27 protein-coding genes and 1 tRNA gene are annotated in these 23648 nt (G+C 69.8%); 20 read left to right on the top strand and 8 right to left on the bottom strand.

From position 1 onward, the window contains the following. The first annotated feature begins 33 nt into the window (after positions 1 to 33). A complete protein-coding gene (locus tag DW296_RS08930) occupies positions 34 to 2496 on the top strand; it encodes an Rne/Rng family ribonuclease (RefSeq protein WP_136051937.1) in 2463 nt (820 codons plus the stop codon). Here the strand turns inward: DW296_RS08930 and DW296_RS08925 are convergent. Then, positions 2458 to 2727 carry a DUF4031 domain-containing protein gene (locus DW296_RS08925; protein ID WP_136051936.1) on the bottom strand — a complete coding sequence of 90 codons (270 nt, stop codon included), beginning with the start codon at positions 2725 to 2727 and terminating at the stop codon, positions 2458 to 2460. The two genes, DW296_RS08930 and DW296_RS08925, sit on opposite strands and share 39 nt — an antisense overlap. A gap of 213 nt (positions 2728 to 2940) precedes the next feature. Between DW296_RS08925 and rplU the strand changes: the two genes are divergently transcribed. The 11 genes from rplU to DW296_RS08870 all read left to right on the top strand — a co-directional run bounded on the left by rplU (position 2941) and on the right by DW296_RS08870 (position 10582). Continuing rightward, positions 2941 to 3249 (top strand): 50S ribosomal protein L21, encoded by a 309-nt coding sequence (rplU, locus tag DW296_RS08920; protein WP_025104973.1) that lies wholly within the window; start codon positions 2941 to 2943, stop codon positions 3247 to 3249. An 18-nt stretch (positions 3250 to 3267) separates the two neighbouring features. After that, complete coding sequence (gene rpmA, locus DW296_RS08915) at positions 3268 to 3525, top strand: 50S ribosomal protein L27 (RefSeq protein ID WP_025104972.1); 258 nt, start codon at positions 3268 to 3270, stop codon at positions 3523 to 3525. A 98-nt stretch (positions 3526 to 3623) separates the two neighbouring features. Then, positions 3624 to 5123 (top strand): GTPase ObgE, encoded by a 1500-nt coding sequence (gene obgE / locus DW296_RS08910; RefSeq protein ID WP_136051935.1) that lies wholly within the window; start codon positions 3624 to 3626, stop codon positions 5121 to 5123. Continuing rightward, the gene (gene proB, locus DW296_RS08905) at positions 5120 to 5905 is read left to right on the top strand and encodes a glutamate 5-kinase (protein ID WP_136051934.1); all 786 of its coding nucleotides are present in this window, start codon (positions 5120 to 5122) and stop codon (positions 5903 to 5905) included. The genes obgE and proB overlap by 4 nt, the downstream gene beginning before the upstream one ends. Before the next feature lie 9 nt (positions 5906 to 5914). After that, positions 5915 to 7168 (top strand): glutamate-5-semialdehyde dehydrogenase, encoded by a 1254-nt coding sequence (locus DW296_RS08900; RefSeq protein WP_136051933.1) that lies wholly within the window; start codon positions 5915 to 5917, stop codon positions 7166 to 7168. Between the two features lie 67 nt (positions 7169 to 7235). Next, positions 7236 to 7457 carry a hypothetical protein gene (locus tag DW296_RS08895; RefSeq protein WP_136051932.1) on the top strand — a complete coding sequence of 74 codons (222 nt, stop codon included), beginning with the start codon at positions 7236 to 7238 and terminating at the stop codon, positions 7455 to 7457. 6 nt (positions 7458 to 7463) lie between these two features. Then, positions 7464 to 8066 (top strand): nicotinate-nucleotide adenylyltransferase, encoded by a 603-nt coding sequence (gene nadD, locus DW296_RS08890; protein WP_082749995.1) that lies wholly within the window; start codon positions 7464 to 7466, stop codon positions 8064 to 8066. Then, a complete protein-coding gene (locus tag DW296_RS08885; RefSeq protein ID WP_136051931.1) occupies positions 8063 to 9115 on the top strand; it encodes a hypothetical protein in 1053 nt (350 codons plus the stop codon). The genes nadD and DW296_RS08885 overlap by 4 nt, the downstream gene beginning before the upstream one ends. Next, positions 9115 to 9495: a ribosome silencing factor gene (gene rsfS, locus DW296_RS08880; RefSeq protein WP_105949979.1), complete on the top strand. Its 381-nt coding sequence runs from the start codon at positions 9115 to 9117 to the stop codon at positions 9493 to 9495. The genes DW296_RS08885 and rsfS overlap by 1 nt, the downstream gene beginning before the upstream one ends. 1 nt (position 9496) lies before the next feature. Next, positions 9497 to 10186, top strand: coding sequence for an SDR family oxidoreductase (locus tag DW296_RS08875; RefSeq protein WP_136051930.1), 690 nt, complete (start codon positions 9497 to 9499; stop codon positions 10184 to 10186). 138 nt (positions 10187 to 10324) lie between these two features. Further along, entirely contained in the window at positions 10325 to 10582 is a 258-nt protein-coding gene (locus DW296_RS08870; protein ID WP_240743043.1) for a hypothetical protein, read from the top strand. Between the two features lie 63 nt (positions 10583 to 10645). On the opposite strand, the gene DW296_RS16450 is transcribed toward DW296_RS08870, so the two are convergent. Both DW296_RS16450 and DW296_RS08865 read right to left on the bottom strand, forming a co-directional pair. Continuing rightward, the gene (locus DW296_RS16450) at positions 10646 to 10819 is read right to left on the bottom strand and encodes a hypothetical protein (protein ID WP_168429004.1); all 174 of its coding nucleotides are present in this window, start codon (positions 10817 to 10819) and stop codon (positions 10646 to 10648) included. Between the two features lie 95 nt (positions 10820 to 10914). Further along, on the bottom strand, positions 10915 to 12120 hold the full coding sequence (locus tag DW296_RS08865) for a DUF3500 domain-containing protein (protein ID WP_136051928.1): 1206 nt from the start codon (positions 12118 to 12120) through the stop codon (positions 10915 to 10917). A 201-nt stretch (positions 12121 to 12321) separates the two neighbouring features. Between DW296_RS08865 and DW296_RS08860 the strand changes: the two genes are divergently transcribed. Then, positions 12322 to 12555: a hypothetical protein gene (locus DW296_RS08860; protein WP_136051927.1), complete on the top strand. Its 234-nt coding sequence runs from the start codon at positions 12322 to 12324 to the stop codon at positions 12553 to 12555. A 99-nt stretch (positions 12556 to 12654) separates the two neighbouring features. Here DW296_RS08860 and DW296_RS08855 read toward each other — a convergent pair whose 3' ends face one another. Continuing rightward, entirely contained in the window at positions 12655 to 13788 is a 1134-nt protein-coding gene (locus tag DW296_RS08855) for a hypothetical protein (RefSeq protein WP_136051926.1), read from the bottom strand. 172 nt (positions 13789 to 13960) lie between these two features. Further along, positions 13961 to 14033 (bottom strand) — tRNA-Ala (locus tag DW296_RS08850). Between the two features lie 135 nt (positions 14034 to 14168). Here DW296_RS08850 and DW296_RS08845 point away from each other — a divergent pair. The 5 genes from DW296_RS08845 to DW296_RS08825 are packed head-to-tail and all read left to right on the top strand — an operon-like array spanning position 14169 to position 18487. Continuing rightward, on the top strand, positions 14169 to 15236 hold the full coding sequence (locus DW296_RS08845) for a flavin-containing monooxygenase (RefSeq protein ID WP_136051925.1): 1068 nt from the start codon (positions 14169 to 14171) through the stop codon (positions 15234 to 15236). A gap of 42 nt (positions 15237 to 15278) precedes the next feature. Next, positions 15279 to 16070: a hypothetical protein gene (locus DW296_RS08840; protein WP_136051924.1), complete on the top strand. Its 792-nt coding sequence runs from the start codon at positions 15279 to 15281 to the stop codon at positions 16068 to 16070. Further along, positions 16067 to 16594: a DUF3592 domain-containing protein gene (locus DW296_RS08835; RefSeq protein WP_136051923.1), complete on the top strand. Its 528-nt coding sequence runs from the start codon at positions 16067 to 16069 to the stop codon at positions 16592 to 16594. The genes DW296_RS08840 and DW296_RS08835 overlap by 4 nt, the downstream gene beginning before the upstream one ends. A 28-nt stretch (positions 16595 to 16622) precedes the next feature. Beyond that, entirely contained in the window at positions 16623 to 17279 is a 657-nt protein-coding gene (locus DW296_RS08830) for an SDR family oxidoreductase (protein ID WP_136051922.1), read from the top strand. A gap of 5 nt (positions 17280 to 17284) precedes the next feature. Next, entirely contained in the window at positions 17285 to 18487 is a 1203-nt protein-coding gene (locus tag DW296_RS08825) for a glycoside hydrolase family 3 protein (protein WP_168429003.1), read from the top strand. 3 nt (positions 18488 to 18490) lie between these two features. Here the strand turns inward: DW296_RS08825 and DW296_RS08820 are convergent, their stop codons facing one another. The 3 genes from DW296_RS08820 to DW296_RS08810 are packed head-to-tail and all read right to left on the bottom strand — an operon-like array spanning position 18491 to position 21057. Further along, positions 18491 to 19354, bottom strand: coding sequence for a 3-methyladenine DNA glycosylase (locus tag DW296_RS08820; protein WP_136051921.1), 864 nt, complete (start codon positions 19352 to 19354; stop codon positions 18491 to 18493). A gap of 1 nt (position 19355) precedes the next feature. Beyond that, entirely contained in the window at positions 19356 to 20381 is a 1026-nt protein-coding gene (locus DW296_RS08815) for an App1 family protein (RefSeq protein ID WP_136051920.1), read from the bottom strand. A 4-nt stretch (positions 20382 to 20385) separates the two neighbouring features. Continuing rightward, the gene (locus DW296_RS08810) at positions 20386 to 21057 is read right to left on the bottom strand and encodes a DedA family protein (protein ID WP_025104953.1); all 672 of its coding nucleotides are present in this window, start codon (positions 21055 to 21057) and stop codon (positions 20386 to 20388) included. A 41-nt stretch (positions 21058 to 21098) separates the two neighbouring features. Between DW296_RS08810 and DW296_RS08805 the strand changes: the two genes are divergently transcribed. Together DW296_RS08805 and DW296_RS08800 are read left to right on the top strand one after the other, a co-directional pair. After that, positions 21099 to 22418, top strand: coding sequence for an anthranilate synthase component I family protein (locus DW296_RS08805; RefSeq protein WP_136051919.1), 1320 nt, complete (start codon positions 21099 to 21101; stop codon positions 22416 to 22418). Positions 22419 to 22464: 46 nt separating this feature from the next. Then, a partial coding sequence (locus DW296_RS08800) for a class I tRNA ligase family protein (protein WP_136051918.1) occupies positions 22465 to 23648 on the top strand: 1184 nt, incomplete at its 3' end.

Below are 23648 nucleotides of genomic sequence, written 5' to 3'. Positions count from 1 at the left end.
ACGCAGTGGACCGTGCCAGGGAGCACGCCAGAGATGGCCGATGAGAACAATGACAACAACGCCCCCGCCCTCGACGCCCCGGCTGACGCCGCGGAGCCGCTGACGGCGCCTACCGACGCTCCGGGCGTCGAGACGGAGAGCGACGCTTCCGCGGCGCAGGCCCCGACCGAGGGCGTCCCTGCGGAGTCCGAAGCCGCCGCCGAGCCTGAGGCTCCGGCTGAGCCTGAGGCTCCCGCGGAGTCCGAGGCTCCGGCTGAGCCTGAGGCTCCCGCAGAGTCCGAGGCGCCTGCGGAGTCCGAGGTTCCCGCAGAGTCCGAGGCCCCGGCTGAGCCCGAGGCCCCGGCGCAGCCGGAAGTCGCGCCTGAGCCCGAGGCCTCGGCCGAGCCGGAGAAGCCCGCGGCCGTCACCGCCGTGTCGCTCGGTCTGCTGCCCGAGGTCTTCGTGTCGCAGGTGTCGACCCAGCTGCACTTCTACGCGCCGGAGGTCGTCCCGCTTCCCGCACGCCCCGGTCGTGACGACCGTGCGCCGGAGCGTGACCAGGAGGAGTCCGGGGGAGGGCGCCGCGGGCGCCGTCGCCGCGGCGGATCCGAGGGCGATGACCAGCGCGAAGAGCCGCGCCAGCGCCAGCGGGTCGTCGAGTACATCACCGAGCCGAAGGCGATCAAGGGTTCGACCCGGCTCGAGGCCAAGAAGCAGCGGCGCCGTGACGGCCGTGACGCCGGTCGTCGTCGTCCGGTCGTGACCGAGGCCGAGTTCCTCGCGCGTCGCGAATCCGTCGACCGCAAGATGGTCGTGCGCTCCAAGAACGGCCGGACCCAGATCGGTGTCCTGGAGGACGGCGTGCTCGTGGAGCACTACGTCGCCCGCAACCAGGACGCCTCGCTGATCGGCAACGTCTACCTCGGTCGCGTGCAGAACGTGCTGCCCAGCATGGAGGCCGCGTTCGTCGACATCGGCCGCGGCCGCAACGCCGTGCTCTACTCGGGCGAGGTGGACTGGGACGGCGTCGAGACCGGCAACCAGCCCCGTCGCATCGAACTGGCGCTCAAGCCGGGCGATCGCGTGCTCGTGCAGGTCACCAAGGACCCGGTGGGCCACAAGGGCGCCCGCCTCACGAGCCAGATCTCGCTGCCCGGCCGCTACCTCGTGTACGTGCCCGGCGGCTCCATGAACGGCATCAGCCGCAAGCTCCCCGACAACGAGCGCGCACGCCTCAAGCGCATCCTCAAGGAGGTGCTGCCGGAGTCGTCCGGCGTGATCGTCCGCACGGCGGCCGAGGGCGCCACCGAGGAGCAGCTGACCCGCGACGTGCAGCGCCTCACCTCGCAGTGGGAGCACATCCAGAAGCAGGTCGAGAGCCAGCAGGCTCCGGCGCTCCTGCACGCCGAGCCCGACCTGCTCGTGAAGATCGTGCGTGATGTCTTCAACGAGGACTTCACGAAGATGCTCATCCAGGGCGAGGAGTCGCAGCGCACGATCCGGGCGTACCTGGAGAGCGTCGCGCCCGACCTGCTCGAGCGCGTCGAGTCCTATGAGGACGACGTCGACCCGTTCGACGCGTTCCGCATCACCGAGCAGATCGAGAAGGCGCTGGACCGCAAGGTGTGGCTGCCCTCCGGCGGTTCGCTCGTGATCGACCGCACCGAGGCCATGACGGTCGTCGACGTCAACACCGGCAAGTTCGTCGGCTCGGGCGGAAACCTCGAGGAGACCGTCACCAAGAACAACCTCGAGGCCGCGGAGGAGATCGTCCGCCAGCTGCGCTTGCGCGACATCGGCGGCATCATCGTCGTCGACTTCATCGACATGGTCCTGGAGTCCAACCGCGATCTCGTGCTTCGGCGCCTGATCGAATGCCTGAGCCGCGACCGGACCAAGCACCAGGTCGCCGAGGTCACCTCACTCGGGCTCGTGCAGATGACGCGCAAGAAGCTGGGGCTCGGCCTGCTGGAGACCTTCAGCGAGGCGTGCGAGGTCTGCGCCGGCCGCGGCGTGATCGTGCACCACGACCCGGTCGTGAAGCACCGCGCGAATGGCAATGGCAACAACAACGGCGGTAACGGCAACGGAGGACGCCGGCAGCGCGGGAACGGCGGCAACGGCAACGGCAACGGCAACAATCACTCCGCGCCCGCCGCCCCGCCGGTGACCCACGCCATCACCGAGGGGGCGAAGTCCGCCCTTGCGCAGATCGCTGCCTCCACCATTGTGCCGGCCGGTGAACCGGCTGCCGAGGTGCCGGCCGTCGAGTCTGCACCGGCTCCCGCATCCGAGCGCCCGAAGAAGGCCCGGAAGAAGCGCGGCGACCGCAAGGGGCCGAAGACGCCGACCGAGGAGCTGCTCGACTCGGTGCTGGACGCGCTTCCGGAGCCCAAGGCGCCGGGTCAGGGCCGTGGACGGCGCCGGGTCACCACCGCCGCGCTCTCCGGCACGCCTGTGTCCGTGAACTCGGAGGCGTCAGTGCCGCCGGTCGCGTCCGCGGACCCGGAGGCCTGAGGCGATCAGGCGCCGGACGAGCTCCTTGCCGGGGACGTGCTGCGCGCCACCGGCGATGAGCCGGGGGACGGCGTCCTCCGGGACGTCGTAGTGGTCGAGGTCGAAGGCCCGGGCGGGGATGCCGTGCGCGCGGGCGAACGCATGCAGCTCGTCGAGGTTGTCGTCGCTGACCAGGTGCGCCCACAGGCGTCCATGGGCGGGCCAGCGGGGGTCGTCGACGAGAACGGTCACTCCGTCAGCCTACGACCGGCCCCGTCACCCGGCTCACTTTGCGAGGTCAGCCGGCATCCGGTAAAGTAGTCCCTTGGTGCGCATGCCGCGTCGTCCTCGACGGCCGAAGCGGAGAGTCTTGCATTCGCGCCCGTCGTACCAGCGACGCATGCAAGCAACAGTCTTCCCGTGAGATTCTCGGAGCCGCGTGCTCCCCAACGAAACAGGTATGAAGTGGTTTACGCAGTAGTGCGCGCCGGTGGCCGGCAGGAGAAGGTCGAGGTCGGCACCATCGTTCAGCTCGACCGTGTTCAGGCTGCCCAGGGCGACAAGATCCAGCTGCCCGCCGTGCTGCTCGTCGACGGCTCCACGGTGACCACCGACGCTGACGCGCTGGCGAAGGTCACCGTCACGGCTGAGGTCGTCGGCAACCTCCGCGGCCCGAAGATCGTCATCCAGAAGTACAAGAACAAGACCGGCTACAAGAAGCGTCAGGGCCACCGCCAGGAGCTCACGCGCGTCAAGATCACCGGCATCAAGTAAGACCGAGGAGACCAGGACATGGCACACAAAAAGGGCGCAAGCTCCACCCGTAACGGTCGTGACTCCAACGCACAGCGCCTCGGCGTGAAGCGCTTCGGCGGTCAGCAGGTCCTCGCCGGCGAGATCATCGTCCGCCAGCGCGGCACGCACTTCCACCCCGGCGCCAACGTCGGCCGTGGTGGCGACGACACGCTGTTCGCTCTGGCCGCCGGTGCGGTCGAGTTCGGCGCGAAGGGCGGCCGCAAGGTCGTCAACATCGTCGCTGCTGCTGAGTGATCACAGCACCACGCTAAACATCCGGTTCGGGGCGGGCTTCGGCTCGCCCCGTCCGTGTATCTGCCGTCAGGCACCCTGAGCAACCGAAGGACTCGCACATGGTCACGTTCGTCGACACCGTCACACTGCACCTGCGTGCAGGCAAGGGCGGCAACGGCTGCGTCTCCGTGCACCGGGAGAAGTTCAAGCCCCTCGGCGGCCCGGACGGCGGCAACGGCGGCGACGGCGGCGACATCGTCCTCGTCGCCGACACGCAGACCGGCACGCTGCTGTCGTACCACCACTCGCCGCACCGCGCGTCGGGCAACGGCGGACCGGGCATGGGCGACCACCGCTCCGGCTTCGACGGCGAGACCCTGGAGCTCCCCGTCCCGGTCGGCACCGTGGTCAAGAACCCGAACGGCGACGTCCTGATCGACATGATCGAGCCGGGCGAGCGTTTCGTCGTGGCCGCGGGCGGTCAGGGCGGACTGGGCAACGCGGCCTTGGCGACCCCCAAGCGCAAGGCTCCCGGGTTCGCTCTGCTCGGCACCCCCGGCTTCGAGGGCGATGTCGTGCTCGAGCTCAAGACCGTCGCCGACGTGGCGCTCGTGGGCTATCCGTCCGCGGGCAAGTCGAGCCTCATCGGAGCGATCTCGGCCGCGCGGCCCAAGATCGCCGATTACCCCTTCACGACCCTGCACCCGAATCTCGGTGTCGTGCAGGTGGAGGACTTCCGTTACACCGTCGCCGATGTGCCCGGCCTCATCGAGGGCGCGAGCGAGGGCCGCGGGCTCGGACTCGAGTTCCTGCGGCACGTGGAGCGCTGCTCCGCCCTGCTGCACGTGCTCGACTGCGCGACGCTGGAGCCGAACCGCGACCCCATCTCGGACCTCGACGTCATCCTCGCCGAGCTGGCCGCGTACGAAGTGCCGGAGGGGCAGACTCCTCTGCTGGAGCGTCCCCAGTTCGTGGCGTTGAACAAGGTCGACGTGCCCGAGGCGCGTGACCTCGCCGATCTCGTGCGGCCGGATCTGGAGGCTCGCGGATTCCGCGTGTTCGAGATCTCCACTGTCTCGCACGAAGGGCTGCGCCCCCTCACGCTCGCTCTCGGCGAGCTGGTCGAGCAGCACCGCAAGGAGACGGCGGTCGAGGCGCCGCGCGAGCGCGTCGTCATCCGTCCGAAGGGCTCTGTGAAGCCGTTCACCATCCGGGTCGAGGGCGGCACCTACGGCAACATCTACCGCATCCTGGGCGAGAAGCCGGTGCGCTGGGTCCAGCAGACCGACTTCCAGAACGAGGAGGCCGTGGGCTACCTCGCCGACCGTCTGGAGAAGCTCGGCGTCGAGGACGAGCTCTTCCGTCTCGGCGCCGTGCAGGGCTCGACGGTCGTCATCGGCGAGGGCGACAGCATCGTCTTCGACTGGGAGCCGACGATGAGCTCCGCCGCCGAGCTCATGACGGCACCCCGCGGCACCGACCCGCGTCTGGCCCCGAACGCCCGCCGGACCACGTCCGAGCGCCGTGAGCAGTACTACGAGCGCATGGACGCGAAGGCGCAGGCGCGCGCCGAGCTGGAGGCGGAGCGGCTCGCCACGTACCGCGAGGACGAGGCGTGAGCGCACGCACGCGCGCCGATCTCGCGACGGCGACGCGGATCGTCGTGAAGGTGGGCTCGTCGTCCATCAGCGGCGAGTCGTCCTGGCGCATCCCGGTGATCGTCGAAGCCCTGGCGGAGGCACACGCCCGCGGGGCCGAGGTCGTGCTCGTGTCGTCGGGGGCGATCGCCTCGGGTATCCCGTTCCTCCGCCTGGACGCGCGACCCACCGATCTCGCCACGCAGCAGGCCGCGGCAGCGGTCGGCCAGAACATCCTCGTCTACCGGTACCAGGAGGCGCTGCGCCCCTTCGACATCGTCGCCGGTCAGGTGCTGCTCACCACCGGAGACCTCGAGAACCCGACGTCGCGCTCGAACGCACGGCGGGCCATGGAGCGCCTCCTGGGGCTGCGGACCCTTCCGATCGTGAACGAGAACGATACCGTCGCGACGCAGGAGATCCGCTTCGGCGACAACGACCGGCTGGGAGCTCTCGTCGCGCAGCTCATCGAGGCCGACGCGCTCATCCTCCTCAGCGACATCGAGTCGCTGTACACCCGCCCGCCGAGCGACCCCGGCGCCGAGCCCATCGACGTCATCGCTCCGGACGCGGACCTCTCCGGGCTGGAGTTCGGCGCCACGGTCGTCAACAGTGTCGGCACCGGGGGAGCGGCGACGAAGGTCTCCGCCGCCCGACTCGCGGCGGCCTCGGGTATCGGGGTCCTGGTCACCAGTGCTGACCTCGTCTCCCAGGCCCTGGCGGGCGCCGACATCGGGACCTGGTTCGAGCCCGCCACCTCCTAGACTGGGCGGATGACCGACCTCACCCCTCAGACGCGCCTGGAGCGGGCCAAGGAGGCCTCGCGGGCGACCGCCGCCCTCACGAGCGACGACAAGGCGAGGGCACTCGAAGCCATCGCCGTCGCCCTCGAGGCGAATGCCGCCCGGATCATCGAGGCGAACCAGCGGGACATCGAGCGGGGTCGTGAGGACGGCATCGGCGAGTCTCTCGTCGACCGCCTCCGTCTGGACGAGAAGAGGGTCTCCGCCCTCGCAGCCGCCGTCCGCGATGTGGCGGCGCTGCCCGACCCGGTGGGTCGCGTGGTCGGCGGGCACCGGATGCCGAACGGCGTGGCTCTCGAACAGGTGCGCGTGCCGTTCGGCGTGGTCGGGGCGATCTATGAGGCGCGACCCAACGTCACCGTCGACATCGCCGCCCTCGCCTTGCGCTCGGGCAACGCGGTCGTCCTGCGCGGAGGCAGAGCGGCGCTCCACTCCAACACGGTCCTCGTCGATGTCATGCGCTCCGCCCTCGGCGAGGCCGGGGTGACGCCCGAGGCGATCCAGACCGTGGACGACTTCGGACGGGACGGGGCGAAGGCGCTCATGCACGGTCGCGGTCTCATCGACGTCCTCGTGCCGCGCGGCAGCGCCGGGCTCATCGAGACGGTGGTGACGGAGTCGACGGTGCCTGTCATCGAGACGGGCGCGGGGAACGTGCACATCCTGCTCGACGAGAGCGCCCCGGACGACTGGGCGTCCGACATCGTCGTGAACGCCAAGGTGCAGCGCCCGAGCGTGTGCAACGCGGTCGAGACCGTTCTCGTGCACCGGCAGGCGGCACCGCGGCTGATCCCGCTCGTCGCGAGCGCCCTCATGAGTGAGGGGGTGGCGATCCACGGCGACGACGTGGTCGCAGGACTCGTGGCCAACATCATTCCGGCGACCGAGGAGGACTGGGCGACCGAGTACCTGAGCCTGGACGTCGCGATGAAGGTCGTCGACAGCCTCGACGACGCCCTGGACCACATCCGGCGCTACAGCACAGGGCACACCGAGTCCATCGTGACCACCGACTCCCGCAGCGCGGAGCGGTTCCTGGCCGAGGTGGACTCCGCAGTGGTGATGGTGAACGCCTCCACACGGTTCACGGACGGGGGCGAGTTCGGCTTCGGTGCCGAGGTGGGGATCTCGACGCAGAAGCTGCATGCGCGGGGTCCGATGGGGCTCTCCGAGCTGACCAGTACGAAATGGCTCGCGCGTGGGGCAGGTCAGACCCGCGGGTGAGGGCTAGACTGGGGGACGCTGTATCCCCACAGGACCCCCGAGACAGCACGCCACGAACGGAGTCAGGATGAACCTCGTCGCACAGATCGCGATGGCCGCCGCAGAGACCGAGCACCACGGCAACGTGGCTCTCGACACGGTGATCTTCGGAGTCATCGCCGCGATCGTGTTCGCCGCTCTCGGTCTCGTGACGCTGTCGTACAAGAACGTCGCGAACCGCCACTCGGCGAAGGCGGAGGCCTGGGCGGCGAAGCACGGCAAGGACCACGAGGCGGGACACGGCCACTAGGCCCTCATGAGCACCGCGACCACGCGCGCACCGCGCATCGGCGTGATGGGCGGGACGTTCGATCCGATCCATCACGGCCATCTGGTCGCCGCCAGCGAGGTCGCGCACTCGTTCGATCTCGACGAGGTGGTGTTCGTCCCGACGGGTCGTCCCTGGCAGAAGGCCGACGTCACGCCGAGTGAGCATCGCTACCTGATGACGGTCATCGCAACGGCCTCCAACCCGCAGTTCACGGTGAGCCGTGTGGACATCGACCGCGCGGGTCCGACGTACACGATCGACACGCTCCGCGACCTCAAGGAGCAGCGCCCGGACGCCGAGCTGTTCTTCATCAGCGGGGCGGACGCCGTGGCGCAAATTCTCAGTTGGAGAGACCATGATGAATTGTGGGAACTGGCCCACTTCGTCGCGGTCTCCCGCCCAGGACACGTTCTGAGCATCGACGGCCTCCCGAGCGACGACGTCAGCCAGCTCGAGGTGCCGGCGCTGTCCATATCGTCGACGGACTGTCGCGACCGCGTCCGCGACGATCAACCGGTCTGGTACCTCGTCCCCGACGGGGTCGTCCAGTACATCGCGAAGCATCATCTGTATCGGAGCAAGGCATGAGCACATCGGATCAGCGAGGTCCGCTGACGCGGAAGCAGCTGCGGGAGATCCGGTTGACGGGATCCACCCCGATCATCAGCGAGGAGCAGGCCAACGCCGCCGCGGAAGCCGCGGCTCCCTCGCAGCCGTTGCCGCGTGCCGCCGAGCCCGTGGTCATTCCGCCCGCCCCGGTCGCCGGCACTTCTGTCGATCCTGAGTCCGCGCCGCTCACCCGGCGTCAGGCGCGCGAGCAGGAGAAGATCAAGACCGTCCCGGTTCCCGCCGTCGGCGCCCCGGAGCAGGAGGCGGTGGAAGAGCCGGCGGTGCAGCACGACGCCTCCGGCGACGACGACACCGATGACGAGGTCGTCGCGGAGCCCATCAGCGCGGCCGAGGCCGCCGACACGGTCGGAGAGGTTCCACTCGCCGACGAGCATGCGCAGACCCCGGAGGCCGAGCCTGAGGATCCCGCCGTCGCACTCGGCGTCAGTCAGGAGGACACCGCTGAGGGGGAGGACCTCCTGGACGAGGACGCCGAGGGCGAGATCGACCAGGGCGAGCGTCCGACCGTCAGTCCGACGTTCGGTCAGGGTGTGCTGCAGGCCGAGCCGCCCGCCGAGCCGGCGCCTTTCCGCCCCTCCTTCGACGAGCTGCTCACCTCGACCGACTCGGGGGGCACCCAGCACTCGGCCCCGAACGCACTGATCTTCACCCCGTCGCCCGGCGAGGGGTCTCTCTCCGGTCCGGTCGCCTCCACCGGCGAGATCCTCGTCACGGGATCGTACGAGCTGCCGAAGGGGCTCGGCTCGCAGGGCCATGCCCACGGCACGACGGACGGCAAAGAGGTCGACGCCGTCCTCATCGACGGCGAGCTGCCGCCCGCGTCTTCCCCCACACCGATCGCGGCGAGCTCCGCGGTCAGCACCATCAAGCCCGCCGGCGAGGTGATCCGTCCGCCGGCACCCGAGAAGGGCAACCGGCTCATGCTGATCGCCGCCATCGTCGCGGGCGCCCTCGCGCTGGGTCTGGGCACGGCCCTGGTCATCGCCTTCACAGGAAACGTCTTCTGATGCAATCACCCGAAACCGCCGAAGAGATGCTGCGCATCGCCGCCGAAGCCGCCGTGGCCAAGGGTGGTGAGGACCTCGTCGCGCTGAACGTCTCCGAACCGCTTCCGCTCGTCGACATCTTCCTCCTCGTGACCGGCAACAGCGAGCGGAACGTCGCTGCCATCGCCGACGAGATCGAGGACCGTCTCGTCGAGTCCGGACACAAGCGCGTGCGCCGGGAAGGTCGTGCCGAGGCGCGGTGGGTGCTGCTGGACTTCGGCGACCTCATCGTCCACGTCTTCCACCAGGAGGAGCGGGTCTACTACGGCCTCGAGCGCCTGTGGAAGGACTGCCCTGTCATCCCGCTCGAGGTCGCCGAAGCGTCGGCTGACAACGCCTGACATGGCCACGCACCTGCTGACCGGTGCGGGGTCGGGCATCGGCGCGGTCCTCGCCCGACGGCTCGTGGAGCGTGGCGACGACGTCGTGGTGCTCGCGCGCGATGCGGGACGAGCGCGACTGATCGCCGAGCAGCTGCCAGGGGTCTCGACCCTGGTCGGCGACCTCGCGCAGCCGGGACGCCTCTCCTGGGCGCTCTCCAAGCAGAGCCTGCCCGATCGCATCGATTCCCTGGTGCACGCGGCCGGGGTCGTCGACCTCGGAACGGTGGGAGATCTCACTCCGGCGCTCTGGGACCAGCAGCTCGCGGTCAATCTCGTCGCCCCGGCGGAGCTCACGCGGCTCCTGCTTCCCGTCCTCCGCGTCTCGCGGGGACACGTGGTGTTCGTGAACTCCGGAGCCGGACTCCGGGCGAGCCCTGGGTGGTCGGCGTACGCGGCCTCGAAGCACGGCCTGCGCGCCCTCGCGGACGCGCTCCGACAGGAGGAGGCCGAGCACGGCCTGCGGGTGACATCGGTCTATCCAGGGCGCACGGCGACGCCCATGCAGGAGCGCGTGCACCAGCAGGAAGGTCAAGAGTACGACGCGGCCCGGTTCATCACACCGGAGGCCGTGGCGACGACGATCCTCGCGGCGCTGGATCTTCCGCGGGACGCGCACCTCACGGATCTCACGGTGCGTCCGCAGGGCTGACCGAGCCGATCCCTCCATTCTCCTGCACCTCCGCGAGAGAGTGTCAAGGCCCTTCCCTTCCCCCGCGGGGTATCAGAGCCTCGTCATCAGAGAGTCCTGGAGGGCCGACTGATGTCAGAAGTTCCTGATCCCCGTTTCGTGCTTCACCGCATCACGCCGTCGGAGTGGGTGATCAACGACCTGCGCTATCCCCAGAACGACCCGCGGCATGTCGTCGCCTGCGTCTATGAGCTCGCCGACACCGAGGTCGAGGTCACGTGGCTGCGCGATCTTCCGCTGGCGATCCGCTATGGCACGGCGTTCGAGGTGTTGGAGGAGGTCGAACGGATGCAGGGTGTCAGCCGGGCCACGCGACCCATCGCGATCCCGTCTCGCCCGCCTCTGCTGGCCACCTGAGCCGGCTGCACACGAGAAAGGGCACCCCTCCGTGAGGAGGCGGTGCCCTTTCTCGTGTCCGGGTCAGTCGTCGTCGCCGACCACGGCGGCGCGATCGGCCTGAGCGCTGTCGATCTGGGCGTCGTCCGCGTCCTCGTCGAGCACCTCTTCGCCGTCCACCTCGCGCGTCGGGACGTCTTCGGCGTCTCCGTCGCCGATCGGCGGGAGAGGCGGGATCGGGGGAGTCGTGTTGGACATGTCGTCTCCTTTCGTCGGATGCCCTCTGTCTACGCCGGCACGCGCGGACGCGGGAGACCGTTGACGCGCAGCGGCGGGGACGGCTACGGGGTCGCTCAGGAGGCGGGAGGCGCGTCGCCGCCTCCCGGGCCGCCGCTCATGCCGGACGCGGCCTGCTGGGTGACGCTGTTCGCGTAGTCGTTCGTCGGGTCGCGGTAGATGGTGTGCACGTGACCCCAGCCCGACGTCGTCACGCCCTCGACGTCGGCGCCCGCGGAGCCCTGCTGCGCCTGGAACGCGACGTAGACCTTCGGCCCGGAGATGGAGAAGTCGATGCCGTCTCCGGTGCTCATGTCGTATGTCGTCGCCCCGGACCAGGCGATCACGGTGTCATCCAGCGTCTCCTCGATATCGGTCAGCGTGGAGGTCGTGGTCTCCTCGTCGCTCATCCCGGCCCAGTTCGCGATGAGCTGGAGAAGCAGGTCCCGCTGCTCGTCGGAGAGATCGGCCCCCGACAGGCCGGCTCCGGTGGCGAAATCGCAGGTGTCGCCCGGTGCGCACATACTCACATCGCCGGAGGTCAGCGTGGCCTGCTGGTCGGCGGTGAGGCTGTCGTAGAACGCGAAGGCGTCCGTGTAGATCCCATCGAACGGCTGCACCTCCTCGCCGTCCTCGTTCGTGTAGACGGCGGGCTGGACGCCGAGGTGCGTGGGAGCGAAGGTGATCGCGTCGGTGCTGCCGTCGAGCGTGGCGTTGATCCCGAGGTGGTGCCCGCCGAATTGCACCTCGAAGGCGCTGTCGGTCGCTGTCGGATCGCCGAAGAAGGCGATGTAGTACTGCCCGAGGGAATCCTCGGTGCTGCTGCTGTTCTCGGCGAGGTACTCGTCGCCGCCCATGATCCCGATCACGGTGGCGTATGCCTCGTCGCTGAGGAGAGACTCCAGCACGGCGAGCGCCGCTGTCCGCTGCTCCTCGGTCAGGTCGACGAGGTTCAGACCGGCCCGCTGCACGAAGGTCACCGGGAAGTTGGACCACGAGGTCGTCTTCGTCTCGTCGTCGAAGTCGTAGAGAACGGTCTCCTTCTGCTCGTCGGTCAGCGTCGCGAGGAAGGCCGCGGCGGCGGCGGACGAGTCGGCGATCGTCCCCGCCGTCGTTCCGGCTTCCGTCGACGCGGCGGCGGAAGCCGAGGCGGATGACGAGGCAGAGGTCGTCGGTTCGGCGGTCGTGGCTGCGCCGCAGCCGCTCAAGACGAGGCCGCCCGCGAGGACGAGGCCGGAGAGCCAGGCGAGGCGTTTCTTAGCGGGAGAGGATGTCGTGTTCATGGCATCAGGCTAGGAAGGTGACCGGTGGTGATCCTTTGCGCCGTCGATGTGGTTCCTATGATCTCTACCGAGCCGTGAATTTTCGTATGACCGGGACTTCATCCGGACGGAGGAGCCGCGTACCGCATCACGTACGAGCTCCACGGCCTGAGCGGCGACGAGAAGATCCGGTACCAGGACACGTCTTTCAGCGAGGGCTTCGTGTTCGGGACGAAGGAGACGGAGGAGACGGTCGTCGATGCCCGTGCCGGTGACATGACCCTGGAGGCCATCGTGACCGAAGGCCAGGAGGCCGTCGTGGTCATCGAGAACCCCGGAGCAGGTGTGTCCTGCGCGATCGTGCAGGATGCCGGTGATGCGAACCTCGAGCTCCTCCGCACGGACGAGGAGATCGCCACGGCGGGCTCCGTCGCGTGCCGCGCCGTCCTCGACTGACCCGCACGGCGTCCGTCGCCTCAGGCTTTCGCGTGGCAGCAGGCATCCCCTCCCGTTGGGGCCTGTTGTCGCGCGATTGCCTGAGGCCGAGGGGGTGAGCTAGGGGAGGTAGCGGTCCACGATCGTGCGGAGCTGTGCCTCGTCGGGTGCCGTGGTCACGCCGGTCACGCGCTGCAGCGTCGCGAACGGGGTCGACGCGGTACCGGTGGGAGCGGGCTCGATCTGCGTCTTCCAGTCGGGAGCGATGCGGTCGAGGAGGAGGCCGAGCTGTGCACCCGTGAAGTAGGAGTAGTCGCGTTCCAGGACTATCTGCTGCTCCGGGTCGTCGATCAGCGCTTCGAGACCGTCGGTGAAGGTGCTCTGTACGGGAGTGAGGCCGCGTGCTCGGTCGAAGGCCCGCTCCACGTAGGTCGCGGTCCCTTCGATGGCCTCCAGCTCGATCTCCAGTTCGAGAGCCGTCCACGTCGTGTAACGCGCCATGCGCACGGTGGCGAGGTCGGACGCGAGGGTGGCGAGTGTCTGCGGATCGGTCTCCGATTCGACCCGGTCGAAGATCCGCGCCTCCACGCGCAGCAGCTCGTACTGCGCCTCCGTGTGCGGGTAGTCCGGAATCGTGCCGCCGGCCTCCCACGGCCAGGCGCCGGGCGCCTCGGGATCGATCCCCTGTTTCGTGACGTGGAAGTTCTCGTGCAGCGAGAAGCGCGCAAAACCCTGCGACGTCGTGGTCTCGGTGTCGAGCATCGCCTGGCTGTACTTGAACGCGAGGACATCGTCGCCATCCACCTCGATCACACCGAAGTTCGAGGGGGTATACAGCAGCCCATCTCCGGTGGCGAACGTCCGGCTGATGCGGACGTCATCGAGGTGGGTGGCTCCGGGAACGTCGATCCTCGTCATGCCGGAGGTGTCCGTGACACCACTCATGTTGACGAGGATCGCGTGCGACCAGAAGGAGCTCTTCTCTCCGTCCGCGCGCAGCAGCACCAGCGGTTGCTCCTCGTACCGGTAGGCGTCCGTCCAGATGTCTGCCGCATGTGCCGCCGTGACGTCGTACTGCTCCGATAGCTGCGTGAGCATCTCCTTGTCGGTGGCGTCGAGGCCCTCGTAGTCCGACGGGGTGGGGGCGAGGAGGCGCCACGCGACCACCCCGCCGATCGCGAGGGCGAGGACGGCGAGTATTCCGAGGATCACGGGAGCGAAGCGGCGACGACGTCGCGCGACGGTAGCATGCATATGTAACACGCTACTGCGACGACTGTCTCGTCTTCGTGTGCTTCGCGTCAGGCAGCCGCGCGGCGTCAGGCAGGGAGGGAGGTGGGTGCCTGATGTGGCGTGGGTGCCTGACCTCGCGTGATGCAGGACGCCGCAGAAACACGAAAACCCCCGGCGAACCGAGGGTTTTTCGTGGACCTGAGGGGACTCGAACCCCTGACCCCCTGCATGCCATGCAGGTGCGCTACCAGCTGCGCCACAGGCCCAGACGCTGTTCCGGAGTGCTCCGGGCAACGTGAAAACACTACTACACGAATCCGCATCCGCACCAATCGGGACGGGCCGCCCGGGCGCGTCGGTGCGCGAGGAACATCCAGAGGAGCGAGGGCGTTCGATCCATCGTGAGCACTCTCGACAGCATCGTGATCGGCGCCGGCCAGGCCGGGCTGTCCGCGTCGTTCCACCTGCGCCGCCGCCGGATCGAGCACGTCGTCCTGGACGCCGATGCTCGGGCCGGGGGAGCCTGGCAGCACCGGTGGGACGCCCTCACGATGCGCGACGTGCACGGGGTCGCCGAGCTTCCGGGAGACACCGCGCCGCCGCGGGACGAGCGCCGGGCCAACATCGCGGTGCCGGAGTACTTCGCCGCGTACGAGGAGGCCCAGGAGCTGCCCGTGCTGCGGCCGGTGCACGTCCGCCGGGTCCATGACGACGGGGGAGTCCTGGTCGTCGAGGCCGACGAGGGGGAGTGGCGCACCCGCACCCTCGTCAACGCGACGGGCACCTGGACGCAACCCTTCATCCCGCACTATCCGGGGATGGAGACGTTCCTCGGGGAGCAGTTCCACACCGTCGACTACCCGGGCCCGGAGCACTTCCTCGGCAAGCGGGTGCTGGTCGTCGGCGGCGGTGCGTCCGCCGTCCAGTTCCTCGGTGCCCTCGCTCCTCTCACCGAGACCCTGTGGGTCACCCGACGCCCGCCCGTCTGGCGCGACGACGACTTCACGCCGGAGGCCGGTGCCGCCGCTGTCGCGCTCGTCGAGAAGCGGGTAGCAGCCGGCCTGCCCCCGGAGAGCGTGGTCAGCGTCACGGGTCTCATGCTGCGACCGCAGGAACGGGAAGCGGAGCGTCTCGGGGCGTATGCCGACCGTCGGCCGCTCTTCCAGCGCATCGAACCCGACGGCGTGCGCTGGGCCGATGGAGCGTTCGAGCGCGTCGACGTGATCCTGTGGGCCACGGGGTTCCGGCCGGCCATCGGCCACCTCGCTCCGCTCCATCTGCGCAGTGCCGCCGGCGGAATCCAGCTCGATCGCGGCGGCCGCGGCACGACGGCGGTGGCCGACCCCCGGGTGCAGCTCGTCGGGTACGGGCCGTCTGCGAGCACCATCGGTGCGAACCGGGCGGGGCGGGCCGCGGCGGCCGGTGTCGTCCGTGCGCTCGCGAAGACGGGAGCCACGGTCTCGTCCTGACCGTTTCGTCGTCCGGCGCGTCCTGTGGATACGCTGGGAGGCATGCTGCGCATCGTCCTGACCGTCGTCTGGCTGCTCCTCTCCGCGTGGCTCCTCGTCTGGGTCGGCGAAGGCCTGTTCGGGGTGGACCAGCGCGAGTCGATCCTCCCCTTCGCGAGCGATGACGGCCCGGGCGGACCGATCGTGATCGGCGTCGCCTGGGGGCTGTTGCTCACCTTCGGCGGGTCGATGTCGGGACTGGCGCGGCGCAAGAAGGTCCGCGGGCCGGCGCAGATCGGCGTCGGCACCGTCGTCGAGATGTCGCGCACCGGCGTGACCGTGAACGACGTGCCCCAGTACGACCTCTTCATCCGGGTCAGCCCCAGCGTCGGCGACGATTTCATCGGACAGCTGCGCATGCTGCTCGACGCCGGCGACGTCGGAGCGCTGCAGGTGGGGCAGCCCGTCCCCGTCCGCTACAACGTCGACGACCCCGACACCGTCGAGCTCGCCGACCTCAGCGACCCGAGCGTCCGGGAGGCGATGCTGCAGTGGCGCATCGACCGCGGCCTCATCGACCCGTCCCAGGTCCGCGCGCGTACGACGGGGACCCAGGTGCCCGCGTCCGTCGTCGAGGTGCGTCCGACCGGACGGCGCCGTGAGGGGCAGAGCGAGCTCGCGCTGAAGGTGCTCGTGGCCCCCGAGGGGGCAGAGCCGTGGGAGGCCGACACCACCGTGTTCGTCTACCCGCAGGCCGTGTCTCGGCTGCAGGTGGGGGCTCCGATCTGGGCGTTCTACCGGCGGGAGGACCCGCACACGGTCGCCGTCACCATCGAGAAGGAGCCGGCACGATGAACCCCCTCGACACGCTGATGTGGCTGGTGAACTTCCCGGCCGCGCACGGCTACGCGATGGTCTTCATCGCGGCGTTCTCGATCCTCGGGCTGTTCGCGATGTCCGCACGAGGCGCGACTGCCGGCGGCTCGCTGCGGGCGGTCCGCGACCGGGAGGGTCTGGTTCCGGCGGGCACGCGATCCAGGGGCAGCATCGGCGGCGCCGTGGTCCGCGTGATCTTCCGGGTGCTGGCGTTCGTGATGCTCGGCTCCCTCATCATCGGGATCCTGAGTCTGACCGGTGTCCCGGTGACCCGCGCGTACATCTTCGAGAACGGCCGTCCCACCACCGGCACGGTGGACGGCGACTGGGTGACGTTCACGGCCGCGGACGGCACCGAGTACACGCTGGAGAGCGACTTCTTCACTCCGGCCGTGTACCCGGACCGTGACGCGTGGCTCCCGAGCGGGGCGCCCGTGGTCGTGCGGTACCTGCCCTCGCACCCTCAGGCCTTCGTCATCGACAGTTCGCAGATCCCGGACTGACGTCGGTGAGGGCGCGTAGGGTGAAGACATGTCGCGCATCCTCGTCTTCGGCGGCCACGGCCGCATCGCCCTGCTGCTCGCCCCACTCCTTGTGGCCCGCGGTCACGAGGTCACGGGGGTGATCCGTAACCCCGATCACGTGTCCGAGGTGGAGGAGAGCGGCGCGATCGCTCTTGTGGCCGACATCGAGACCATGGACGTCGACGCCCTCACCGAGATCATCCGCGGGCACGACGCGGTGGTGTGGTCGGCGGGTGCCGGGGGCGGGAGTCCCGAGCGCACCTACGCCGTCGACAGGGACGCGGCGGAGCGGACCATGGACGCGGCTGAGCGTGCCGGTGTGCGGCGGTACGTCATGGTGTCGTGGATCGGGTCCACGGCCGACCACGGCGTCCCGGAAGACGACTCCTTCTTCCCGTACGCCGATGCGAAGTGGGCTGCCGACGAGCACCTCCGTGCTTCCGGCCTCGACGGGACGATCCTCGGCCCCGGCACGCTGACCTTCGACGACCCGACCGGACGCATCCGCATCGATCCGGAGGGGCGCGGCGAGGTCTCGCGCGCCGACGTCGCGGCGGTCATCGTCGCGACTCTGGAGGACCCGGGCACGATCGGGCGCACGATCCGCTTCGGCAACGGCGACGAGGGCACCTCGGTTCCGATCGCCGAGGCGATCGCACGCTGAGAGCGATGAATCGGGGTTGGCCACGGGTGCGGCGGGGCGTCGGCGCCGCACTCGTCCTGCTCGCCCTCACGGGAGGTGCCTGCGTGTCGGCGGCTGCACAGTCCAGCCCGGGGCCGGCTGCCGAGGCGGTGTCGGTGCAGGCCGCGGAACCTGACGCGGTCCGGGAGCAGGCCGCCGCCCTCGTCGCGGACATGAGCACCGCGGATCAGGCGTCATCCATCGTGATGGGACACATCGGCGGGACCGATCCGGCAGCGCTGCACGACTACATGAAGTCGGGACTCGGAGGCTTCATCCTCATGGGCGGGAACATCCCGGCCACGGAGGAAGAGCTTCGCACGCTGACGGCCGCGCTGACGATCGACCCGGCCCTCCCGCCGCTGATCGCGGTGGATCAGGAAGGCGGCATCGTCTCGCGACTGCCCTGGGACGCCTCCCCGGCGTCGACGACCCTGAAGAGCCGTCCGGTCGCCGAGACTTCGGCGGCCTTCGCGGCCCGCGGCGCGCTCGTCGCCCGCGCCGGGATCACCGTCGACTTCGGCACCGTCGCCGACGTCCCCGCGGACCCCGGCTCCTTCATCTTCGGGCGGGCACTCGGCACCGATCCGCAGAGCGCCGCCGCCCGCACCGCCGCCGCGACGGAGGGGCAGGAGCACTTCGTCGCGTCCACGCTCAAGCACTTCCCCGGGCACGGAGCGGCGCCGGGAGACTCCCATCACGCGATCCCGAGCACCGGCATGACGAAGGCCGCGTGGCGCGAAGCGGATGCCGTGCCGTTCGCCGCCGGCATCGACGCCGGCGCCTCGTTGCTCATGTACGGGCACCTCGCGTACACCGCCGTGGACTCCCGTCCGGCTTCGCTCTCCGCGGAGTGGCATCGCATCGCGCGGGAAGAGCTCGGGTTCGACGGCGTGGCCGTGACGGACGACCTCGGCATGCTGCTGTCCTCGGGGGATCCGGCGTACGCTGACCCCGTCGCGAACGGCGTCGCCGCGGTCGCGGCCGGCAACGACCTCGTGCTCATGATCGCGGGCTCCACGGCGCAGACCGCGACCGCGATGGCCGCGGGGATCGCGGTCGCGGTCGACGCCGGCACGCTCCCCGCCGAGCGTCTGGAGGACGCGGCGACCCGAGTCCTCGCCCTGCGTCTGCAGCTCGCCGCCGCGTCGTCGTCGTGGGCCGTCTGCGGGGACTGCGCCGCCCGCTGACGCTCAGGCTGCGACGCGCTCGTCCGGGCCGAGCCAGGCGGTGAGGAGGGAGGAGCGGAGGGTGGCGCCGCGGTCCGCGAAACCACGCTGGCGCCGGACGTACTCGGCCTTGCCCTCCGGCGTCTCGATGCGTACCGGTTCGACATCCCACGCCGAGAGGTCGTACGGGGCAGCCTGCATGTCGAGCAGCCGGATGTCGCGCGCCAGCTCGAAGGTGTCCAGCAGCAGCTCTCCGGGAATGAGCGGGCCGAGCTTCATCGCCCACTTGTACAGGTCCATGCCGGCGTGCAGACAACCGGGCTGCTCGAAAAGGGGCTGATCCTCTCTCGTCAACGCGGCCCGGTTGCGGGGCACCGCCTCCGGAGTGAAGAACCGGAAGGCGTCGAAGTGCGTGCAGCGGAGATCGTGGCCCTCGACCACCGCGTCCGTGCCCTCCTGCCCGAGCCGCAGGGGGACGGCATGCCGATGCTCTGCGGCGCGGTAGACCATCGCCCACTCGTGCAGACCGAAGCAGCCGAACTGCCCGGGACGGGAACCCGTGCGGCGCAGCATGAGGGCGACGAGTCGAGCGAGGTCGGGCTTCTCGGCGGCGAAGCGCTCGGCATCCGGGGTCACGCCGTCGGTGGTCACCCCGGGGGCGTACCAGCGCCATGCTGCCCGTTCGGATGCGTCCGCCAGCTCCACACCCGCTCCGGGGTGCCACCGGCGGAGCTGCGCCGGCTTGTAGCCGTAGTAGGTGAAGAGGAAGTCCCACACCGGGTGCTTCTCGCCGCGCGCCACACGGTCTCGGTGCGAGGCAGTCAGGGCATCGGCCCGTTCCCGATGCGCGTCCTCGCGCCGGAGCCAGTCGTCACGCGTGAGGATCATGTCAGTGCAGGATGCCGGCGTCGCCGAGCTGGTCGCGCAGGCCCGCGCCGTCCTCGGCGCTCACCCACGGCACCTCGTCCGCGTCATGCGATTCCATCTCGGCGCGACCGCCGGCGAGCACCGCCTCCGCGGGCAGCAGCCGTCGGATCGCGACACCCGCGACGGAATCCGGGTACTCCTCCTGGAACTGCGTGTAGATGGCCTCGTCGTGCTGGCCGTCGTCGCCGATCAGCAGCCATTTGACGTCCGGGAACTCCGTGGCCAGCCGACGGAGATTCGTGAGCTTGTGCTCGCGGCCGCTACGGAACCAGCGATCGTGCGTGGGACCCCAATCGGTCAGCAGCAGCGAGCCGGCGGGGAAGAGGTGCCGACCGAGGAACCGCGACAGCGTGGGGGCGACATTCCAGGCGCCGGTGGAGAGGTAGATCATGGGGGCGCCGGGGTTCTGCCGGAGAAGCTGATCCAGCAGAACCGCCATCCCCGGCACAGGAATGCGGGCGTGCTCGTCGACGACGAACGAGTTCCAGAAGGCGATGAAAGGGCGGGGGAGCGCCGTGACCATGACGGTGTCGTCGACGTCGGAGACGACACCGAACCGGGTGCTCTCCGCGACGATGAAGGCTCGGGCCTCGATGGGCTCCTGCCCCTCGACGGTGATCGTGAAGGTCTGCCAGCCGGGCTCGAGATCGGCGCGGATGACGGTGTCGATGACGCCTCCGCGGTCGGCGACCACCCGATGCGTGCTGTCGCCGATGTGCACGTCGACGGAGGCGAAGCCCACGGGGATGCCGACGAAGCTGCGCCAGCCACGGATGCTCGCCGGTTCCCCGTCACGGCCTCGCCGCTGCGGCGGGACGATGAGCACGCGACCGAGCACACGGACCCACCCGGGGCCGCCGTAGCCCGGGAAGGGCAGCACGGTAGCGTTCCGGCCGCGGCGGCGCGCTCGTCCCTCACGCCACACGTGCAGGCGGTGCTCGAGACGGGCGAACCAGTGGATCCTGGGCGCCGGGGGTGCGGGGGCCATTGCCTCAGTCTTTCACGTCGGCGTCGGACTCCGCCGCCGGGGCCTCCAGATGACGAGCTTCGAGACGGTGCAGCAGCCGCTTGCCCAGATAGGCGAGCACGAGGAAGAGGGCGATGACCCCGACGAACAGGTAGCCCGCGAAGTGCACGCGGTCGACGAGCTCACGGAAGCTCCCGGCCGCCAGCGACGTGACGCTCACGTACGCGGAGGCCCAGATGATGCAGGCCGGGGTCGTCCAGGCCAGGAAGCGCCGGTAGGGGTACTCGCTCATCCCCACCGTGAGAGGGACGAGCGAGTGGAGGACCGGGAGGAAACGGGAGAGGAAGATGGCGATGCCGCCGCGTCGGGCCAGGTAGTTCTCCGCGCGGACCCAGTTGTGCTCGCCGATCCGCCGCCCGAGCCAGGAGGCGCGGATGTAGGGGCCCAGCCAGCGGCCGAGCCAGAAGCCGATGCTCTCGCCGATGAGGGCGCCGACGACGACGGCCACACCCATCGCGATGCCCTCCAGAGGGGTGGCGACGCCCATCGAGGCGATGATGACGATCGTGTCGCCGGGGACGATGAGGCCGATGAGGATGCTCGTCTCCAGCATGACGGCGAGACCTGCGACCAGCGTGCGCGTGACCGGATCGATCGACTGCACGGTGTCGAGGAGCCAGAGCAGGAGGTCGTCCACCCCATGAGGATACGGGAGCGGCCCGGTCCTAGGCTGGAAAGGTGCCCGACCGCCTGAGCCCCCGACCGCTGCCGTCCTGGGTGGCTCCGGAGCGCCTCTTCCCGGTGCTCGCGGCGCAGCGCTCGGACGTGTTCTGGCTCGATGCGGGCGCCGATGCCGTCGAGGGATGGAGCTTCCTCGGCACCGGGGTCGCAGAACCGCTCCCGAAGGACGTGCGCCTGGATGCCGGGTCCGTCGAGGCGGGGATGCCGCCGTTCCGCGGGGGATGGGTGGGCTGGCGCGACTACGAGAGCGGAGCCGTCCGCGCGGGGGCTCCGGTCGCCACCGACCCGGAGCCGGAAGCCCGGACGTGGCTGCGCGTGACGATGGCCGTGGCGTTCGATCATGCCGAGCACCGCATGTGGTTGCTGGCGCCGGAGGAAGAGGGCGAAGGGGAGGGCTGGCTGCAGAGTCTCCTCGCCGCCACCAGTCTCAAGGCGCCGACGCCGCGGGTGGTGGAGGACCGTCACGCCGCCGAGGCCCGCCACACCCCTGCCGCGTACGAGCAGCTCATCGACCGCTGCCGTGACCTCATCCACGCGGGCATCGCCTACCAGCTCTGCCTCACGACGCGGTTCACCGTGCCAGGGACCCACGACCCCGTCGCCGTCTACGAGCGGCTCCGGGCGGCGACGCCTGCCCACCATGGCGGATTCCTGCGCATCGGGGGACGTGCGCTCCTCAGTGCCAGCCCCGAACAGTTCCTCCACGCCGGCGGTGGGGTCATCCGCACCCGTCCCATCAAGGGGACCCGCCCTCGAGGCGCCGACGCCGTGACCGATGCCGCGCTCGCCGCAGAGCTCGCCGCGGATCCGAAGGAGCGAGCCGAGAACGTCATGATCGTCGACCTCATGCGCAACGACCTCTCCCAGGTGTGCGTGCCGGGGTCGATCCGGGTCGAAGGGCTCTGGGAGGTCGAGAGCTATCCGGCCGTGCATCAACTCGTCAGCACCGTCAGCGGCACGGCCGCGGAGGGGACCACGGTCGGGGCGCTGCTGGAGGCGGCATTCCCCGCCGGGAGCATGACCGGAGCGCCGAAGCTGTCGGCGATGACGCAGCTGCACGAGCTCGAAGGAGGCCCGCGCGACATCTATGCCGGCTGCTTCGGCTACATCGGCGTGGACGGTGCGCTCGACCTCGCTATGGTGATCCGCAGCATCGTCGTGGACGAGGAGGCCGCGTTCGTCGGCGCCGGTGGCGGGATCACGTGGGGATCGGTGCCCGCGGCCGAGGTGCGTGAGGTCGCCACGAAGGCCCGCGCCCCCCTCGCGGCGCTCGGCGCGGAAATGCCCGCCACCTGGCGTTCCGATATCCTGAACTGATCCCGTTTTTCCCTTCAGATTGGTCGTGCGTTCGTTGTCCGAGAACATGTCCACCGCTCCCGTCGACGAGGAGTTCTCCTCGCCGCACGCCATCCAGGCCAAGTGGCAGAAGTACTGGGCGGAGCACGAGACGTTCCTCACGGGCGGCGACGAGGACACGCGGCCGCGGCGCTACGTGCTGGCGATGTTCCCGTACCCCTCCGGTGACCTGCACATGGGGCACGCGGAGAACTACCTGTACTCCGACATCGTCGCCCGCTTCTGGCGGCACCGCGGTCACAACGTCCTGAACCCCATCGGGTGGGACTCCTTCGGCCTGCCCGCGGAGAACGCCGCGATCCGCCAGGGTGCCGACCCGCGCGAGTGGACGTACCAGAACATCGCGCAGCAGAAGGTCGGCTTCCAGCAGTACGGCGTCTCGTTCGACTGGAGCCGGGTGCTGCACACGTCCGACCCGGAGTACTACCGCTGGAACCAGTGGCTGTTCCTGAAGATGTACGAGCGCGGGCTGGCGTACCGGAAGAAGAGCCCGGTCAACTGGTGCCCGAACGACCAGACCGTGCTGGCCAACGAGCAGGTCGTGGACGGGCGCTGCGAGCGCTGCGGCTACGAGGTCGTCAAGAAGAAGCTCACCCAGTGGTACTTCCGCATCACCGACTATGCGGACCGCCTGCTCGACGACCTGAACCAGCTCGAGGGGTTCTGGCCGCACAAGGTGCTGCAGATGCAGCGCAACTGGATCGGCCGTTCCGTCGGTGCCGATGTCGACTTCCGCATCGAAGGCCGCGAGGAGCCGGTGACGGTGTTCTCGACGCGCCCCGACACCCTGCACGGCGCGACGTTCTTCGTCGTGGCGCCCGACGGCGACCTGGCCGCCGAGCTCGCCGCCGACGCCGAGCCCGAGGTGCGTGAGCGCTTCCAGGCCTACCTGGCCGAGGTGCAGAAGACCACGGACATCGATCGGCAGTCCACCGACCGCCCCAAGACGGGTGTGTTCCTCGGCCGCTACGCCATCAACCCGGTCAACGGCGAGAAGCTCCCGATCTGGGCCGCCGACTACGTGCTGGCCGACTACGGGCACGGCGCCGTCATGGCGGTCCCGGCGCACGACCAGCGTGACCTCGACTTCGCACGCGCGTTCGACCTGCCGGTGAAGGTCGTCGTCGACACCACCGCTCCGGTGACCGGTGCCATGCCGGTCATCGAGGTGGACCAGGACGGCGTCCCGAT

This window comes from Microbacterium sp. K36, from assembly GCF_004794355.1.
Classification (GTDB): Bacteria; Actinomycetota; Actinomycetes; order Actinomycetales; family Microbacteriaceae; genus Microbacterium; species Microbacterium paraoxydans_D.
Note: the sequence above shows the minus strand (reverse complement) of the source record. Positions and strands in the feature narration are given on the sequence as shown.

What these genes read in the sequence shown, in the direction of transcription:
- DW296_RS08930 (WP_136051937.1), top strand. Translation starts at nt 34, where the DNA reads ATGGCCGATGAGAACAATGACAACAACGCCCCCGCCCTCGACGCCCCG.
- rpmA (WP_025104972.1), top strand. Translation starts at nt 3,268, where the DNA reads ATGGCACACAAAAAGGGCGCAAGCTCCACCCGTAACGGTCGTGACTCC.
- obgE (WP_136051935.1), top strand. Translation starts at nt 3,624, where the DNA reads ATGGTCACGTTCGTCGACACCGTCACACTGCACCTGCGTGCAGGCAAG.
- DW296_RS08900 (WP_136051933.1), top strand. Translation starts at nt 5,915, where the DNA reads ATGACCGACCTCACCCCTCAGACGCGCCTGGAGCGGGCCAAGGAGGCC.
- DW296_RS08895 (WP_136051932.1), top strand. Translation starts at nt 7,236, where the DNA reads ATGAACCTCGTCGCACAGATCGCGATGGCCGCCGCAGAGACCGAGCAC.
- nadD (WP_082749995.1), top strand. Translation starts at nt 7,464, where the DNA reads ATGAGCACCGCGACCACGCGCGCACCGCGCATCGGCGTGATGGGCGGG.
- DW296_RS08885 (WP_136051931.1), top strand. Translation starts at nt 8,063, where the DNA reads ATGAGCACATCGGATCAGCGAGGTCCGCTGACGCGGAAGCAGCTGCGG.
- rsfS (WP_105949979.1), top strand. Translation starts at nt 9,115, where the DNA reads ATGCAATCACCCGAAACCGCCGAAGAGATGCTGCGCATCGCCGCCGAA.
- DW296_RS08875 (WP_136051930.1), top strand. Translation starts at nt 9,497, where the DNA reads ATGGCCACGCACCTGCTGACCGGTGCGGGGTCGGGCATCGGCGCGGTC.
- DW296_RS16450 (WP_168429004.1), bottom strand. Translation starts at nt 10,819, where the DNA reads ATGTCCAACACGACTCCCCCGATCCCGCCTCTCCCGCCGATCGGCGAC.
- DW296_RS08865 (WP_136051928.1), bottom strand. Translation starts at nt 12,120, where the DNA reads ATGAACACGACATCCTCTCCCGCTAAGAAACGCCTCGCCTGGCTCTCC.
- DW296_RS08855 (WP_136051926.1), bottom strand. Translation starts at nt 13,788, where the DNA reads ATGCATGCTACCGTCGCGCGACGTCGTCGCCGCTTCGCTCCCGTGATC.
- DW296_RS08840 (WP_136051924.1), top strand. Translation starts at nt 15,279, where the DNA reads ATGCTGCGCATCGTCCTGACCGTCGTCTGGCTGCTCCTCTCCGCGTGG.
- DW296_RS08835 (WP_136051923.1), top strand. Translation starts at nt 16,067, where the DNA reads ATGAACCCCCTCGACACGCTGATGTGGCTGGTGAACTTCCCGGCCGCG.
- DW296_RS08830 (WP_136051922.1), top strand. Translation starts at nt 16,623, where the DNA reads ATGTCGCGCATCCTCGTCTTCGGCGGCCACGGCCGCATCGCCCTGCTG.
- DW296_RS08825 (WP_168429003.1), top strand. Translation starts at nt 17,285, where the DNA reads ATGAATCGGGGTTGGCCACGGGTGCGGCGGGGCGTCGGCGCCGCACTC.
- DW296_RS08820 (WP_136051921.1), bottom strand. Translation starts at nt 19,354, where the DNA reads ATGATCCTCACGCGTGACGACTGGCTCCGGCGCGAGGACGCGCATCGG.
- DW296_RS08815 (WP_136051920.1), bottom strand. Translation starts at nt 20,381, where the DNA reads ATGGCCCCCGCACCCCCGGCGCCCAGGATCCACTGGTTCGCCCGTCTC.